Here is a 15,886-nt window from a genome sequence, read left to right on the forward strand (position 1 = left end):
GAGTAGGGCAAAAGGAGAAATCGCGACTAATAGTTAGAGGAATAAAGAAATGAGTAGGGCAAAAGGAAGAATCGCGACTAATAAGTGAAGGAATAAAGAGATGAGTAGGGCAAAAGGAGAAATCGCGACTAATAGTTAGAGGAATAAAGAAATGAGTAGGGCAAAAGGAAGAATCGCGACTAATAAGTGAAGGAATAAAGAAATGAGTAGGGCAAATGAAGGAATCACGACTAATAGTTGGAGGAATAGAGAAATGAGTAGGGCAAAAGGAGAAATCACGACTAATAGTTGGAGGAATAGAGAAATGAGTAGGGCAATAAGGGCTTACAAATGTGAGAAAGAATTAACGCTCTCGCATATTGATGCAAGCTAATTTCAACATTCTTTTTGTCTTTTTATAAGTTCCTTAGCATTCCCTTAGTGAAGGGACAAGTAAATAATCTATAAAGTGAACGGTGTAAAGATCAGATCACGAAAAACACGAATGATTCATTAAGTAGAACCATTCGTGTAAAATATCTTACTTATTTAGCTTAAAAGAGCTTTTTAACGATACAATTCGGTTGAAGACTGGTTTTTCAGGTGTACTATATTTAGAATCGACATTGAAGTAACCGTGACGGAAAAACTGGAATTTATCTTGTGGTTGAACATCTTTCAAGTTTGGTTCAATAAATCCTTGCACCACTTCAAGTGAATTTGGATTAATATAGTCTAAGAAATCTTTGTCTTCTGATGCTTCTTCTTTCATTTGCTCGTCTAATACTAAAGGTTCATATAGACGGAATTCAGCAGGGATGGCACTTTTTGCATCAACCCAGTGTAATGTACCTTTTACTTTACGACCTGTAAAACCTGTACCACTTTTTGTTTCAACATCATAAGTGCAGTGTAATTCAACAACATTACCATCTTCATCTTTAATCACATCATTACATTTGATGAAATAAGCATGCTTTAAGCGCACTTCATTTCCAGGGAAAAGACGGAAATATTTTTTTGGAGGATTTTCCATAAAGTCCTCTTGTTCTATATATATTTCACGAGAGAATGGAATTTGTCTTGTGCCCATTTCCTCGTTTTCAGGATTGTTTTCCGCTTCTAACCACTCGGATTCGCCTTCAGGGTAATTGGTGATTACAACTTTTAAAGGTTTCAAGATTCCCATTGTTCGTGGGGCACTGAGTTTTAAATCCTCGCGCACATAGTGCTCAAGCATCATTTCATCCACTGCACCACTACCTTTAGAGACACCTGTTTCTTGAACAAATTCACGAATGGCACTAGCAGTATACCCTTTGCGACGCAGACCCGATATCGTTGGCATTCTTGGGTCATCCCAGCCATCAACAATTCCTTCATCTACTAATTGCTTTAGTTTTCGCTTACTCATTACTGTATTTGTAATATTTAAGCGTCCGAATTCAATCTGTTGTGGTTGGTTTTCCATTTCACATTCCGCTACAACCCAATTATAAAGAGGACGTTGATCTTCGAATTCTGTCGTGCATAATGAGTGCGTTACACCTTCGATTGCATCTTCAAGCGGATGGGCAAAAGCGTACATAGGATAAATACACCATGTATCACCCGTATTGTGATGAGTCGCATGAGAGATACGGTAAATGACAGGGTCGCGTAAATTTAAGTTTGGTGATGACATATCTATCTTTGCACGCAAAACTTTTTGACCGTTTTCATATTCCCCGTTTTTCATTTTTTCGAATAGGTCTAGGTTTTCTTCAATTGAACGGTTACGATAAGGACTTTCTTTACCAGGCTCAGTTAAAGTCCCACGGTACTCACGAATTTCATCTTGGTTTAAATCATCGACATATGCTTTGCCTTTTTTAATTAAAAGCACTGCACGGTTATACATTTCATCAAAGTAATTGGATGCATAATGTAGCTCTTCCCAATCATACCCGAGCCATTTTACATCTTCTTTAATGGCATCGACATATTCTTGGTCTTCTTTTAGTGGGTTTGTATCGTCAAAGCGTAAGTTTGTTTGCCCGTTAAAATCGTCTGCTAAACCAAAGTTAATAATGATGGATTTGGCATGTCCAATATGAAGATAGCCATTTGGTTCAGGTGGGAAACGGGTTACAACAGTGTCGCGCTTTCCATTTTCTAAATCTTCTTTAATAATTGTACGAATAAAGTTTGATTGTTCCAATCCGATATCAGCCTTTCTACCTTGTTCTTTACCTTATTTTAATCTGAATAAGCCTATAAATAAAGTGCCTGTTGATTCTATCTATTATATACAAAAAAAGCGCGCTTAAAAAGTTTTTCTCTATATAAATAAGGAGGGGATCAACTTTTTGTCATGAATATATATAAGGGTTGGACAATGAAGGGGAGAGTTATATGGTGAAAGGCTGGCGAATCATTGCTTATGAAAAGAAGTATGCCCTCTCGACAGTTAGCTTTTGGAGGGAGAGTAAAGAAGCTGCTATTGGGCAAAAGGAAATACATAGTATGACAGAGCATATCTATTTTCTCAATCATATGTTAACAAAACAATTTCAAGTAGATTTAGCGGTGCTAAATGAAACGCCAATTGGCATGATTGCTTATAATGAAGGCGAGATTAATCAACTATATGTACATTTAGCTCATCAAGGATTGGGGATTGGTGGGGCATTATTAGAGCATGCGAAAGCTCGTTCATGCGGGCGTTTAAAGTTATATACTTTCGAAGTAAACAAAAAAGCACAGCAGTTTTACGAAGGCAAAGGATTTAAAAAGATAGCCTATAGTAGTGATAACGAAGAAGGGCTACCTGCTATTGAATATGAGTGGATCCGATGTTTAAGTAGAGGGAGTGAGGGGTGAAATGCGCGTCATTTTAAGTGTGAGCATGATTGTAGTTGGAAGCTTTTTGTTATCTTTAACAGTTGATCAATTAGGTAGAAACGGAAATGGAATTATGCATATTATTGCTTTAGGGATGTGTTTCTTGGCTATTATTGTAGTAAGAAAAAGGAGAGTTTCTTTAAAAACGACTATTTTGAAAGATAAGAAAGTCTTACTTAGTATCGTTTTTTCCTTACTAATGTTTTTCGTTGGAGCAGTTCTACTCTTCCATAATACAAGATATTGGCACTTTTGGGGCATAGGATCAATGCTTGTTTTATTTATTAGTTTGGACAGAGTGGAGAGGTTATTACAAAATATATCTGAGCAATGAAGGTACTTTATTCAGTCGCTCTACAGGGTAAAAGTCATTTTCATAAAAAAAAGGGGGAACATTTAATAGTCGTCAGACGTATCTTAGATAACTTTACGAGAAAAGGAGACATTCGATGACCTTTGATATCCTTTTTTTATTATTTATTCAGTTTGTTTTACCTGTTGTTTTTTCTTTTTCATTATGGAAAGGAAAGGTTCATAGTAAGCTAGACTGGCTTTTACAGGCTACGATGACAAGTTTACTCATCCTTTGGCTGTTCTTTTCCTCTCCGTGGGATTTGTTTAGTTACTACTTACGATTTCTTATTTTGGTCTTTTTCATTGCTGCTGTATTTTTATCTTGGAAGAAAGTGAACAAACTAACGTTTAAGACAGAATTCAATTTATCGCAAAAAATATCAATGGTCATTTACGGGCTTCTTATTCTTGTTTTTGGTTATTATAATGTATCGACATTTAGTGGGTTCTCGACGAATATGAAGGCAGTACAGTTAGATTTCCCGCTGCATGATGGGGTTTATTATGTTGGGCAAGGTGGCAGTCATGTCCAAATCAATTATCATCATGCTCATGAGAGTCAAGCCTATGCGGTAGATATCGTGAAATTAAATGCGCTAGGTAGTCGAGCAACTGGAATTTATCCCAATGAGTTGGATAAATACGAAATATTCGGTGATGAGCTAACAAGTCCGTGTACTGGAGAGGTTGTCCAAGCGGAGAATGATTTAGCAGATTTAGTCCCTCCCAATGCAGACCCTAAAAATGCAGCAGGTAATTCAGTTGTTATATCCTGTGAAGGTGTAGAGGTTTTGCTAGCACATATGCAAGAAGGTAGTGTACGTGTGCAATCAGGTGACAGTGTAGAAGTAGGCGAGCCAATCGGTTTAGTTGGCAATTCAGGTAATACGTCAGAACCACATCTACATATTCATGCTGAAAAAGACGGAAAAGGCGTTCCGATTGAATTTGATGGCAGATTTTTAGTTAGAAATAGCATCGTTTGGTGATTGTCAATGAAGAAAGGCTATATGTCAATCGTTTGGTCCCCTTGGGTGATTAACAAAGTTATGGAGGTTTGCTGCCAGAAATTCAAGTGATAGCCAAACACATGAGTTTTGCCCAGATAAGTAAGCTGAAAACTCTAAAGAAACCCAAGCAATCTCGGTTTGTCCAGCTAAGTAAGCTGAAAACTCCCAAGAAGGCCGAGCAATTTCGATTTGTGCTCAGCTAACTATGCTGAATACCCAAAGAAGCCCGTGCACCTTCGATTTCCCCAGCTATCTATTGTGATTACCCGCATGGTGTCTCTTCACTTATATATTGATAGTTAGCTATCATGCATTTACTACTTTAGAAATAAAAAAGTAAGTGAGTTTCGCAAAATTGGTCTTGTTTGTCCTACCGAAATCTTTCAAAAAGAGAAGAACCAACTCCGTAATTGGAGTTGGTTCAAATTTATTAGGAGAAAATTCCTTTTATAGAATCGATTAAATTCTTAAAGAAGTCAGATACAGCTTGAAGAAAACCTTTATCACCAACTGCTTCTGAAATTTTTTCCTGTACACTATTGGCCAAATCCTCTAATTGGGATTTGACATTATCAAAGTTAATATTAAGTTCTCGCATTTTTTCAAAAAGGTCATAAAGGAGCTTGCGGTCTTCTTCGCTAAGCTGTATTTCTAGCTTTTGCATTTGTTCATCAACAATTTGTTGGATATCTTCCTTTGTTGCAGGGTTTTGCTCAGCTATTTCTTTTTTGATTTCAGTGAGCAGTTCGGTTACCTTCTCTTGGTCCATACCTTCTTTTTTTGCTAAATTTGTCGCAATACTTAGTTCTTCGTTAGCTACTTCTGTTCTTTCCTCATCTAACTTCTCGCCTTCACCTTGGTCATAGGCTTTGTATATTCCAACTAAAGCTGAGTGACCACTGACTTTTACCGGAGAAGCGATATCAACTATGGCTTCTTCTATACCAGCTGTAAGTAAGGCATTGGCATACATTTCATCAGTTACTTCAGTAATGTTTTCAGGTGTCATTTGGTTGATGATTACACCCTTACCTGTATCTGTGCGCGTAATCTTCGCGGAGGAATACATATTAGAGCGGGGATCACCTTTAATATAATGAACAATATCATCAGCAGTAATAATAATTTCTTCTACTTTACTGTTTTCTTTTACACCTAATAGCTTTTTGGTTTCCTCTTTCTGGCTTGAACTTAAAGCCTCACCATAGGCAACAATTGGTAATCCATATTTCTCATTAATACTTTCCTCAGAATCGGCTGACCCTGTTGAAGCAAAAACAGTGGTTTGTAATGAGAATAATAGGGTAATAGTTGTAATAATAGTTAAAACCCTCGATTTTTTCTTCATCGTATGACGCTCCTTTCACTAAGATTATAGACGTTTCAGGATAAAAAAGGTTTCATTTTAAAGAAATTGATGAGAGGTATGTATAGTATAAACTCGGCATACTCTAAAAAATATAATCCTATCAAAAACTAATTCCTATTCAACGTGCAAAAAAGGTAACAATGCAACGAATAATATAAATGTAAGTTAAAAATATTACATTCTTCAACATTTATGTATCAAAAATGATAGCTAAATGAAATTATTTGCAGTGATTATTTTGTTAGAATAACAGGATAGAAGCAGATAGGATAATGGTTCTATCCTAAATTGCAAAGAGAGGGAACAATCATGAGTATAGAAAATCAATTAATTAATAAACAATTCCATGACACATTTACAATTAATCATGAACATACACATCCCGTTGAAGTATTAGGGAATGCTTATATGCAAGAGAATTTAAAAGAATCGCCAGACCTGACAATGATTCGGTTTGCACAAGGTGAAGTATATTTTCATCATAAAGATTATGAAGCGGCCATCTTTAAATGGGAAAATATAGATAATGAGTTTCAACCATGGGCACGGAAAAATGTCGCAGATGCCTATTTTGAATTAGACCTATTAAGTACTGCAGAGGAAATTTATTTATCAATTGATACAGATTCAGATGTATTGAAGATAGAAGTACTCCTCCAATTATTCTCTCTATACATACAACAGGGAAAATTAGAGAAGGCAGTAGATGCTATTAAAAAAGCAGTCTTCTTAAATCCGGATTATCCAGATGTAACAAGAATCGCACGCGTCTTTTTTGAAGACCATCAAGATTGGCAAAATGCAGTGGAATTAGCTGTAAATGAAGCCATGAGAACGCAAGAAATTAGCTGGTTCCACACATTAAAGGGATATGTTATAGAAGGGAAAACGAAAAAAACGGCTCCCAAGTATTTTATTGAGGCGTTAACGATTCTTTATCAAAATGATGTTCGCCAGTTCGAAGCTGTATCTGTCGCATTTTGGCAAAGCTATAAAGGGGAAGAATACTATTTTAATTGGTTAGATGAATTTAACCAACTTATGCAAAAGTTAGATACACAAAGCGGGTATCATTGGAACGAATTATCGGTTATTTATCATGATACTTATTTCGAATTAATAAATGGCGAAAAACAAATAAAAGAGATTTCTAAAATCGTTCCACCTCATTTGCAAAACTGGTTGAGAATCTCTTCAGATACTTACCGCCTTATTGCATCGGCTTCAGTTCTTGCATGGAGTGATCTATTTACTAAGAGTTTTGATGCTGAAGTGATGAATGATGCGGAAAGAATGATAGAAGAAGCAGCGCCAGTGGAGCATACACTTGAAGAGAATTATCAATTATTCCAATCCATCATGGAGTGGGCAAGAAAACACGATGTATTAATGGGTGCAAGATTTGAATGGATGGTAAAAGAACTACTTGATTTAGAAACAAATCATGTCATCATTGCGGGGATGTCTGGGAGTGGAAAGACTGAGTTTGTCCAAGAATTACTTGGAGATTATGTGAAAGCAGAGAATACAACGGCAACTGTGATGTATAAGCATGCTGATTATAAAGAACTCACTTCCATTTCTGATACTGCTATTATCCCGCTTGACTCTATGGATGATTTAAGAACAGGAGAAAAACGATCGGACCAAGTATTGGTCGATTATAAACATTCTCTACCTTTCCTATCGCAACAAAGAATGGCGGTTATGGATACACCAGGCCTTTCTAGCAGTAACAAGTTTAGAAATGATGTATTTCAATATTTGCATTTTGCCGATAGCCTGTTATTTATCTTAAATGCAGAGTATCCGTTAACAGATAGAGAATTAGATGTTGCCGTAAAAATTAGAGAGCAATCACCTAGTCTACCGGTGCATTTTATTTTAAATCATATGGATGCAGCTAGTAGTGAGGAAGAAGCCATGCAGTGGATGGATGAAACTGCTGATAGAGTTTCTACCTATTTTCCAAGAGCAACAATCTTTGCTTACTCACCGCAATATGATCCAACAGAACAGTTGAAAGATTTTGCAGTATTTTTAGCTGGATTGAATGAAGGACGTCATTTAATGCAAGAGCGGACAGAGAAGATGCTGCATTATATTCAAAAATCGATTAAGTTTCTTCTTGATAAACGAATAGAAAAAGAAAATGCGCTAATTGATGATATGAACTGGCATGAAGAAATGTTAACAAAGTTGAATGGTGCTATTCATCAATTAGAAGATATGGAAGAAGAAAAAGTGAAAAATATCAGTCACTCTTATCGTGATATTAAAAAGACGATGGAAGATAAGCTAGCCGCAGCTATTCCAGATATTTTACGTGAGTGTAGCCAATTGATTCGAGAAGATAGTGACTTTAGTAAGCTTCATATCGAGTTGAATAATGAAATGAATGAACGAGTCCAACAGTATATATCCGAAAAGGTATTACCGGAATATAGGGAATCCATTCAAGCTTGGATTATGGAAAGTGAGCAAGAATTTTTGACAGGCCAGGCTTTCTTAGTAGAGATGGCGGATAGCTTCAATGAATTATACGGCTTTGAAAAATTACAATTAAACTGTGATTTCCGTATTCTCGAAGATTGGAAGCGCGATGCTGACCGCCTGACTCACGGTACTGTAAGGTTAGATAAAGCGAATATTATGCTACGTCATACACCAACGCAAATGCTATTGAAAAGCGCAGGGAAGATCTTTGGACTCATCCCACAAAATAAAACAATGCTTTACAATAAGTATAAACAATTTGTTGACAATGAGGACTATCGTGAAGTAGCAAGTCAAATTACAGACAACTTTATCCAGCAATTTGAACTTTTTGAGAAAGCGTTGGATCGTGATATTCAAATGTTTTTCCAATCACCATTTGCGGTATTAGAAGAAACAGTAAAAGAATCTCATATGACAATTGCAAATGATAACAAAGAACTAGAGATAATGAGAAGTAATCCAGAAGTCTACCATGATCCATTAAAATTATTTGAGTTAAAATGGAAGCAATATGAATGGATGACGGAGAAGTCTCAAACACCAAAGCAATATATTTAATCAATATAGCTGATAAAATACCCGTAAGAATGAACTGAAGCACCGTAGACTATGTCTACGGTGTTTTTAGATAAGTTTGTCAGTAAAAGACAAAAGTGCTGAAGTAAGGAATGGAGTAATAGTTGCGATAGGAAAATATCGATTAAAGATTGTTTAGAAGTAGTGCTAAAATTATTTTCAACTAGCTGTTGTTAAGAAAAAGCATATCATTGGCATTTGAAGAAAAATGAGTGGTATTTTCACTGATTTTTTTTACAAAAACAAGAATTTTTCGCATTGGTATCTACTAACAAATTGTTCATTTCATCACATTTATGTCCTTTCTAAAAATACATTTGTTCTCACTGAGTAGAAAAAGTTCTTGATTATTTCTCATTCAGTAGTAGAATGAAGATATAAAATAGAGAATAAATTGGGAGATGTCTTGATGAAAGTTGTTAAATTTGGCGGTTCATCGCTTGCCGATGCTAAGCATATAAAGCGTGTGTTTGATATTGTGCATTCTGACAATGAAAGAAGAATAATTGTGGTGTCGGCTCCGGGTAAAAGACATGAGAATGATACAAAGGTGACTGATTTACTTATTTCATGTGGTTTGCATGCAATCAATAATGAAGATCCGAGTCCTTATATTGAGCAAGTGGTCGCTCGGTATAAAGAAATTGCTGACGACCTTATACTACCGCCAACCATCATTGAGACGATTCAAAATGATTTATTAGTGAGGCTGGCTGGAGATAAAAACAACCCTGAACAATACTTAGATTGTATAAAAGCAAGTGGAGAAGATAACCATGCTAAATTGGTTGCATGCTATTTCCAAGAACAAGGCGTGAAAGCTAAGTATATGAATCCTAGAGAAGCAGGGCTAATTGTTTCAAATGAGCATGGCAATGCGCAAGTGTTACCTAAATCTTATGAAAAGCTTAGACGTCTACGTGAGTCTTGTGAACTGATTATTTTTCCAGGGTTTTTTGGTTATGGCCAAAACGGAGGGATATTTACTTTTTCTCGTAGTGGTTCTGATGTCACCGGTTCGATTTTAGCCTATGCGGTAAAGGCAGATGTATATGAAAATTTCACCGATGTGGATGCAGTCTTTTCAGTAAATCCAACTTTCGTTGAACAGCCAAAAGAAATTAAAGAATTAACTTATCGAGAAATGCGCGAATTATCGTATGCAGGTTTTACTGTTTTACATGAAGAGGCGCTTATACCTGCCATTCAAGCAGGAATCCCTGTGCAAATCAAAAATACGAATAATCCAAGGGCAAGGGGCACGACGATTTTACGGACAAGAGAAAATCAAAATGGGCCAGTTGTCGGTATTGCGAGTGCTACTGGTTTTTGTAGTATTTATGTCAGTAAATATTTATTAAATCGTGAAATCGGATTTGGTCGAAAATTATATGCCATTTTAGAAGAGTTCGGGATTAGTTATGAACATACACCATCTGGTATAGACGATGTGACTGTGATTATTAAAGAGAATCAACTACAAGAAGATGAAGAAGAAGTTTTACTTAAACGTTTAGAAAGTGAATTAGTAGCCGATGAAGTACATATTCAACATAGTTTGGCGTTGATTATGGTTGTTGGCGAAGGTATGCGTCATAACATTGGCACGATGGCTCGGGCTGCGAATGCTTTAGCCAAAGCGGATGTTAATATTGAAATGATTAACCAAGGATCTTCAGAGGTAAGTATGATGTTTGCGGTTAAAGAAGTAGATGAGAAGAAAGCTGTTCAGGCATTGTATGAAGAATTTTTTGCAGAGGTCGCATTACCAATTGGATAAAGCTATGTTAGGGGTCTGTAGGGAAACCTGCATTTACACTGGTAGAAAAGTGTATATGCAGGTTCTTTGTGTTATCTATACCTAAGTTACTGAATGTGAATGAATACTGTGAGTAGTTTCTGTTAAAGTTTTTAATTGTTTAACATATACCCCGTTTTCCAATTTTCTAAAAATATATTTACTTAGCTGGTACAAAGGACTAATATATTCTTTAAACAGTAGTAAAAAACACGCATCATTATACTAATTCATAAGCATATAGTATCTCAGGGCAACCACCTAGGTGATGAAAATAATAAGGGGGGCAAGTGATATGAGCACAGATATGTTTATTCAATCTAAAAGTCAAATGTTGGCCACTTTATTAGAGCTTGTGTCCATTGATAGTGTTAGCCTTTCACCAGGAGAGAAATACTTTCCTTTAAGAGTGGAACAAGTATTAAAATCTTTACCTTATTACCAAAAATATCCCGGGTATGTAGTGAATCATCCGACTTCAGATGGTCGTTCTATATTAACGGCTCTATATAAAAATAACTTAGCAGAAAAAACGGTAGTGATGATTAGTCATTTTGACGTAGTAGATATTGAAGACTATGGTGACCTGCAGCATCTCGCTTTTAATCCTGTTGAATTGACGAGAGAGCTGCATAATCGTCTTGATACCTTACCGGAAGATGCAAAAGAAGATTTAATTAGTGGAGATTGGTTGTTTGGTAGAGGTATGATGGATATGAAATGCGGATTAGTTCAACATATGTCTTTGTTAGAAAAAGCGGCGAATGAAGACTGGAACATCAATTTGTTATTAGTAGCTGTCCCAGACGAGGAAGTGAATTCAGTTGGTATGAGAGAAGTGATTCCAAGATTAGTTTCTCTTGGAGAAGAACATTGCCTCAATTATACATTATATTTAAATTCCGAGCCGATGTTTTCTCAAGTTCCCCAAGATAATAATCATTATTTTTATACAGGAACGATAGGCAAAATTATGCCGGGAGCATTGTGTTTTGGGAAAGAATCTCATGTCGGTGAGCCGTTTTCTGGGATGAATGCTTGTTGGATGTCATCTATTTTAACGAATGAAGTTGAGTGGAATGAAGAGCTTTCAGAACAGGTAAATGGTGTGATGTCTCCTCCACCGACATTGCTTTGGCAAAGAGATTTGAAAAAAGGCTATACGACACAAATTCCTCATCGTTCAGCAAGTCTTTATAATGTGCTATTAATGAAAAGAAATCCTGTTGATGTCATGCATGAAATGAAGAAAGTGGCTATAAAGGCCGCTGATAAAATGGAAGCATTTATAAGAGATAAATATCGATTAAATGGTTTGGATGAGTCACAGTTATCACATATTCACGTTTATTTGTATGAGGAAATCAGGGCTTACGCAGTCAAGAAAACAAGTGCAGAGTATATAGATATACTAGAGCAATCGATTGCCAAAGAGACCGAGGGCGATATTCGTGATCAAACGATACAAATTGTCGACCAATTGGCAATGCTGTGTCAAGAATTAGGTCCGATGATTATTTTATTTTATGCCCCACCGTATTATCCTGCTGTTAATTCTAGTGAGAATGAGTGTATTGCTGAATTATCTTCTTCTTTAATAGATTTTGCTGACACAAAATATCAAGAGCGTATTCACCCAGTCAATTATTTCAATGGGATATCTGATTTGAGTTATGCGGGCCTACATGCTGATTTAAAGGATATGGATATTTATAACGATAATTTGCCAGGAGGAGAGAAATTGTATTCAATCCCATTTAAGGAAATGGCAAAGATAACTGCCCCTGTAATTAATGTTGGACCAATGGGAAGGGATGCACATCAAAAAACAGAGCGTCTGCAAATTCCTTTTGCTTTCGAAACTTTACCAAAACTATTAGCCCATTTAATAAAAATACATGAACAGCAAAAAAATGATTGACAGCTGAGGTATGATTGCATATGATAGAGGTATCAAATGAATAGCATCTCCAAAGGGGAGTAGCTTTTACAGCAAAGTCGTCAATTCGGAGTATCATGCTCTCGGCTTTGTTGGCAACAATTCTGATCGTTGTTAGCAAGACCTTTACCAAATTCGGTGAAGGTCTTTTATGTTTTAAACCTTTACCGAATATCGGTAAAGGTTTTTTGTTTTTAAGTGAAATAAACAGGGAATGTTAAGTAAATGCTAATACTGTTTTTCTTACTTGAAGATGATATTCGCAGGGGATGTTACATAAATGAAGGAGGAAATTCATTTGGAAGCAGCATTATTATTAGAGTATGGTTGGGTGCTTTTAGTTCTTATCGTATTAGAAGGATTATTAGCAGCGGATAACGCACTTGTTCTAGCCATTATGGTCAAACACTTACCTGAAAAGGAAAGAAAGAAAGCATTATTTTATGGTTTAGCTGGAGCGTTTGTATTTAGGTTTGCTTCATTATTCGCTATTTCATTTCTTGTTGATGTATGGCAAATTCAAGCATTAGGTGCAATTTATTTAATCTTTATCGCAGCGAATCATATATTCCGGAAGTTTCTGGTCAAAAAGCATGACGTGCCTGATCCTTCAGCCAAGCCGAAAAAGAAATCAGGTTTTTGGATGACGGTTCTTAAAGTTGAGTTAGCTGATATTGCCTTTGCAATAGACTCAATCTTGGCAGCAATTGCTTTAGCGATGGCATTACCACCAACTGGTATTGGTACAATTGGAAGTATGGATACAGGACAATTCCTCGTTGTATTTGCAGGTGGTATGATTGGGCTAATTATTATGAGGTTTGCAGCTAATATCTTTGTAGACTTACTTCATAAACGTCCTGGGTTAGAAATTACTGCCTTTTTGATCGTCGGTTGGGTAGGTGTAAAGTTAGCAGTTACGACTCTTGCACACCCTGCACTGGCTGTATTACCGGAGGGATTCTCTCATTCAACCGCTTGGAAAGCAACGTTCTACATCGTTCTTATTCTTATCGCAGTAGGCGGTTGGTTCTTATCTAAAGAAAAAATTGATGAAGATGGAGCTGGAGACGACGACCGTTTAGATCAGGCATTAAAGGAAGAAAAAGAACAATTGTAAAATTTTGATTGGAGTTATTAAAAAAGCGTTCACCTCTTTAAAAGGTTGAACGCTTTTTCATATCATTAGATAAATCTAAATTACTTTTATACAACTGCTTATATAAAAAGTAAATAATAGGCATCCCGATAATTAAAACAGCAAATTCGCCAATGGCAGTTGTGAGCCATGTGAATAAGAATGGAAGACCAATAGCAATTTTTAATTGTAAGGCAATAATCCACATCATTACAGTAAAGACGATGGTGTTTACTAACATCCGTAACCAAATATTTTTAACAAATTTAAAAAGTACTAAGCTAATTAGTAAACAGATAATGGAATGGGCGACCCCAAATGTTAAATCAAATGGCTTCATTGGTGAAAATAATAGGTTCGTTAAGAAAACACCAAGGACAATGCCGTAAATAAATTTACGATTTAAAACAATGAGATGATTAAATATCTCAGCAAAACGAAACTGAATAGCTGAAAAAGCAATTGGCTGTAATACCATTGAGATGGCAATATACATAGCAGCCAAAAGACCATTAGCTACAATCATTCTAATATTCATTTGATTACACTCCTAGTTTTTTATCGTGGGATGGTTTCGAACCACGTCAACAATAGGTTATAATATCAGGTTTTAGGAGTGTTTGTAAATGGTATTTTTTAAAAGAATTATAAAGCTGCTAGAACTTTCACTGTAAAATCCTCATCAACTTTTCTTAATTCCCTTATTAAACTGCGTGTATTGGTTGTATTTACATCAGCATGCCTTAGAGAGAAATACCTTTATAAAACAAAATACTTCCGTGTGTAGTCCGTGAATTGAGATTTCATCTATATCTTTACGTTTTTCAAGTGTTACTTCAAATAAGTTCTTTAAAAATATCCATAGTACGTTTATCCATCTTGAGTTTTTAGTCTAGTTGACTTCACTTCATCTTCTATCGGATACTTAACAACCAGCTTGGCTCTGTCATATTACTCTTTTAGTACTAAAATCTGAATGCGTTTTTCTGTATTGGATGCACTAACAAGAAGCGATGTCAACTTCAATTATGTTGATCAATATTTTAAGTATGAGTAATAACCTTATTAAAAGGATACTTTCTATACGTCAAGAACATACTATTGGTGTATAACTCCTTCCAAGTAGATCTCCTCTAAGTGGGAGGTTTACTTTTTTATAAATATTTTTCTTATAAAAGGGGAAAATATTTACGACTTAAGAGTCAATAATTTAAAAGGAGTTGAAAGTTATGGCAAAAAGGTTTTTATTCATTCTTTCAAGTATCTTATTGTCTTTCTCGTTAGCAGCATGTGGAGCGAATGATGATCAAGATCAGAATCCACCTCCAGAAACCAATAATGGTGTAGAAAATGATAATAATGGTGATGAGAACATACCTGGAGTAGATGAAGATGATACTATGTTTAAAGATGATGAAAAAGATAGTGATCCGGATCCAGAAGATGCGGTGGAAGACCCGGAAGATATGAATGATAATGATAATCGAGATGAATAAACCTAAAGCCCTTCTCAATCGAGATGGGCTCTTTAACTAAAGAAACTCTGGTTAGTAAAAGACCTTCTTTTACAATTTGGGTGTTTATTATCAATAATTGGTTATAACACCAGTCTTTTCTTAACCAATTAAAATGGATAAATCTACTTCTAGAACTAAAGTTGGATGTTCTTATGCAAGAAAATGATTCTTTCTATTTCTTCAAAACCATTTTTCTTATAAAATTCTTCGGCAGGTATACCTCTATCTGTGAGAAGTGTAATGTTACTTATATTACTGTTATGAAGCTCTTTTATTAAATGATTTAACAGCGCTTTTCCAATACCATTATTTTGACTTTGTGTTTTTACACACATTTCATTAATAAAAAACTCATCTCCGCTCCACCATACTCTTTTTACACCAAGAATAAAGCCGATAATTTCGTCGTTTTCTACTGCTAAAACGCCTAAAAATCCAGGTGTCTGATAAAAACTCAGTAAATATTTTTTAGCCTTTGTAAATGTCCATTCATCATTCCATGGCTCATCATTGAATACTTCAATAAATGTTTCCGAGCATTTAGTTAAATCATTCATTTCTAATAGTTTAAATTCCAAGGTAAATTCTCCTTATCGCTAAATGTATTATTAAACCAGCCAAACCGGTTATTTATGGATTATTCTACCACAGAAAATTTGCCTATTTGGCTTTCATAGTTAATTTTCTATGTCTGGGACCTTAGCTAAAGAGGGGAGGTTACATCAATAAATAAGAAAATGTAATATAAAAGGGTATTTATGTCAATATGTTTTTGATATACCAGATATTTGATGGGTCTAAGAAAATTCTCCTATATGAATACA

At 35.6% G+C, this 15,886-nt stretch carries 12 protein-coding genes and 1 riboswitch; of the genes, 8 read left to right on the forward strand and 4 right to left on the reverse strand.

What is annotated here, in order from left to right; genetic code table 11:
• Nucleotides 1-520: 520 nt before the first annotated feature.
• Entirely contained in the window at nt 521-2,179 is a 1,659-nt protein-coding gene (locus tag U9M49_RS13320) for a glutamine--tRNA ligase/YqeY domain fusion protein (RefSeq protein ID WP_307317141.1), read from the reverse strand.
• Nucleotides 2,180-2,373: 194 nt separating this feature from the next.
• Between U9M49_RS13320 and U9M49_RS13325 the strand changes: the two genes are divergently transcribed.
• The 3 genes from U9M49_RS13325 (at nt 2,374) to U9M49_RS13335 (ending at nt 4,205) form a co-directional block, all read left to right on the forward strand.
• Nucleotides 2,374-2,841, forward strand: coding sequence for a GNAT family N-acetyltransferase (locus U9M49_RS13325; protein WP_322909956.1), 468 nt, complete (start codon nt 2,374-2,376; stop codon nt 2,839-2,841).
• 1 nt (nt 2,842) lies between these two features.
• A complete protein-coding gene (locus tag U9M49_RS13330) occupies nt 2,843-3,196 on the forward strand; it encodes a hypothetical protein (RefSeq protein WP_095370316.1) in 354 nt (117 codons plus the stop codon).
• A 115-nt stretch (nt 3,197-3,311) separates the two neighbouring features.
• Nucleotides 3,312-4,205, forward strand: coding sequence for a M23 family metallopeptidase (locus U9M49_RS13335; protein WP_322909957.1), 894 nt, complete (start codon nt 3,312-3,314; stop codon nt 4,203-4,205).
• Between the two features lie 451 nt (nt 4,206-4,656).
• Here U9M49_RS13335 and U9M49_RS13340 read toward each other — a convergent pair whose 3' ends face one another.
• Entirely contained in the window at nt 4,657-5,574 is a 918-nt protein-coding gene (locus tag U9M49_RS13340) for a DUF1002 domain-containing protein (protein WP_307317131.1), read from the reverse strand.
• Between the two features lie 330 nt (nt 5,575-5,904).
• Between U9M49_RS13340 and U9M49_RS13345 the strand changes: the two genes are divergently transcribed.
• The 4 genes from U9M49_RS13345 (at nt 5,905) to U9M49_RS13360 (ending at nt 13,527) form a co-directional block, all read left to right on the forward strand.
• Nucleotides 5,905-8,652: a GTP-binding protein gene (locus U9M49_RS13345; RefSeq protein WP_322909958.1), complete on the forward strand. Its 2,748-nt coding sequence runs from the start codon at nt 5,905-5,907 to the stop codon at nt 8,650-8,652.
• 427 nt (nt 8,653-9,079) lie between these two features.
• Nucleotides 9,080-10,450 carry an aspartate kinase gene (locus U9M49_RS13350; RefSeq protein WP_095370313.1) on the forward strand — a complete coding sequence of 457 codons (1,371 nt, stop codon included), beginning with the start codon at nt 9,080-9,082 and terminating at the stop codon, nt 10,448-10,450.
• Nucleotides 10,451-10,763: 313 nt separating this feature from the next.
• The gene (locus U9M49_RS13355; protein ID WP_322909959.1) at nt 10,764-12,389 is read left to right on the forward strand and encodes a M20/M25/M40 family metallo-hydrolase; all 1,626 of its coding nucleotides are present in this window, start codon (nt 10,764-10,766) and stop codon (nt 12,387-12,389) included.
• A gap of 316 nt (nt 12,390-12,705) precedes the next feature.
• The gene (locus U9M49_RS13360) at nt 12,706-13,527 is read left to right on the forward strand and encodes a TerC family protein (RefSeq protein WP_095373520.1); all 822 of its coding nucleotides are present in this window, start codon (nt 12,706-12,708) and stop codon (nt 13,525-13,527) included.
• 37 nt (nt 13,528-13,564) lie between these two features.
• On the opposite strand, the gene U9M49_RS13365 is transcribed toward U9M49_RS13360, so the two are convergent.
• Entirely contained in the window at nt 13,565-14,083 is a 519-nt protein-coding gene (locus U9M49_RS13365) for a QueT transporter family protein (RefSeq protein ID WP_307317121.1), read from the reverse strand.
• 6 nt (nt 14,084-14,089) lie between these two features.
• A riboswitch (PreQ1 riboswitch) is annotated at nt 14,090-14,134 on the reverse strand.
• A gap of 640 nt (nt 14,135-14,774) precedes the next feature.
• Between U9M49_RS13365 and U9M49_RS13370 the strand changes: the two genes are divergently transcribed.
• Nucleotides 14,775-15,041, forward strand: coding sequence for a hypothetical protein (locus tag U9M49_RS13370; RefSeq protein ID WP_095370310.1), 267 nt, complete (start codon nt 14,775-14,777; stop codon nt 15,039-15,041).
• Nucleotides 15,042-15,196: 155 nt separating this feature from the next.
• Here the strand turns inward: U9M49_RS13370 and U9M49_RS13375 are convergent, their stop codons facing one another.
• Nucleotides 15,197-15,640 (reverse strand): GNAT family N-acetyltransferase, encoded by a 444-nt coding sequence (locus U9M49_RS13375; protein WP_095370309.1) that lies wholly within the window; start codon nt 15,638-15,640, stop codon nt 15,197-15,199.
• Nucleotides 15,641-15,886: the final 246 nt, after the last annotated feature.

Source organism: Cytobacillus sp. OWB-43 (assembly GCF_034651445.1).
Lineage (GTDB): Bacteria > Bacillota > Bacilli > Bacillales > Cytobacillaceae > Cytobacillus > Cytobacillus kochii.

Coding starts and splice junctions, on each gene's coding strand:
- U9M49_RS13365 (WP_307317121.1), bottom strand. CDS start 14,083: ATGAATATTAGAATGATTGTAGCTAATGGTCTTTTGGCTGCTATGTAT.
- U9M49_RS13330 (WP_095370316.1), top strand. CDS start 2,843: ATGCGCGTCATTTTAAGTGTGAGCATGATTGTAGTTGGAAGCTTTTTG.
- U9M49_RS13370 (WP_095370310.1), top strand. CDS start 14,775: ATGGCAAAAAGGTTTTTATTCATTCTTTCAAGTATCTTATTGTCTTTC.
- U9M49_RS13355 (WP_322909959.1), top strand. CDS start 10,764: ATGAGCACAGATATGTTTATTCAATCTAAAAGTCAAATGTTGGCCACT.
- U9M49_RS13340 (WP_307317131.1), bottom strand. CDS start 5,574: ATGAAGAAAAAATCGAGGGTTTTAACTATTATTACAACTATTACCCTA.
- U9M49_RS13350 (WP_095370313.1), top strand. CDS start 9,080: ATGAAAGTTGTTAAATTTGGCGGTTCATCGCTTGCCGATGCTAAGCAT.
- U9M49_RS13335 (WP_322909957.1), top strand. CDS start 3,312: ATGACCTTTGATATCCTTTTTTTATTATTTATTCAGTTTGTTTTACCT.
- U9M49_RS13325 (WP_322909956.1), top strand. CDS start 2,374: ATGGTGAAAGGCTGGCGAATCATTGCTTATGAAAAGAAGTATGCCCTC.
- U9M49_RS13345 (WP_322909958.1), top strand. CDS start 5,905: ATGAGTATAGAAAATCAATTAATTAATAAACAATTCCATGACACATTT.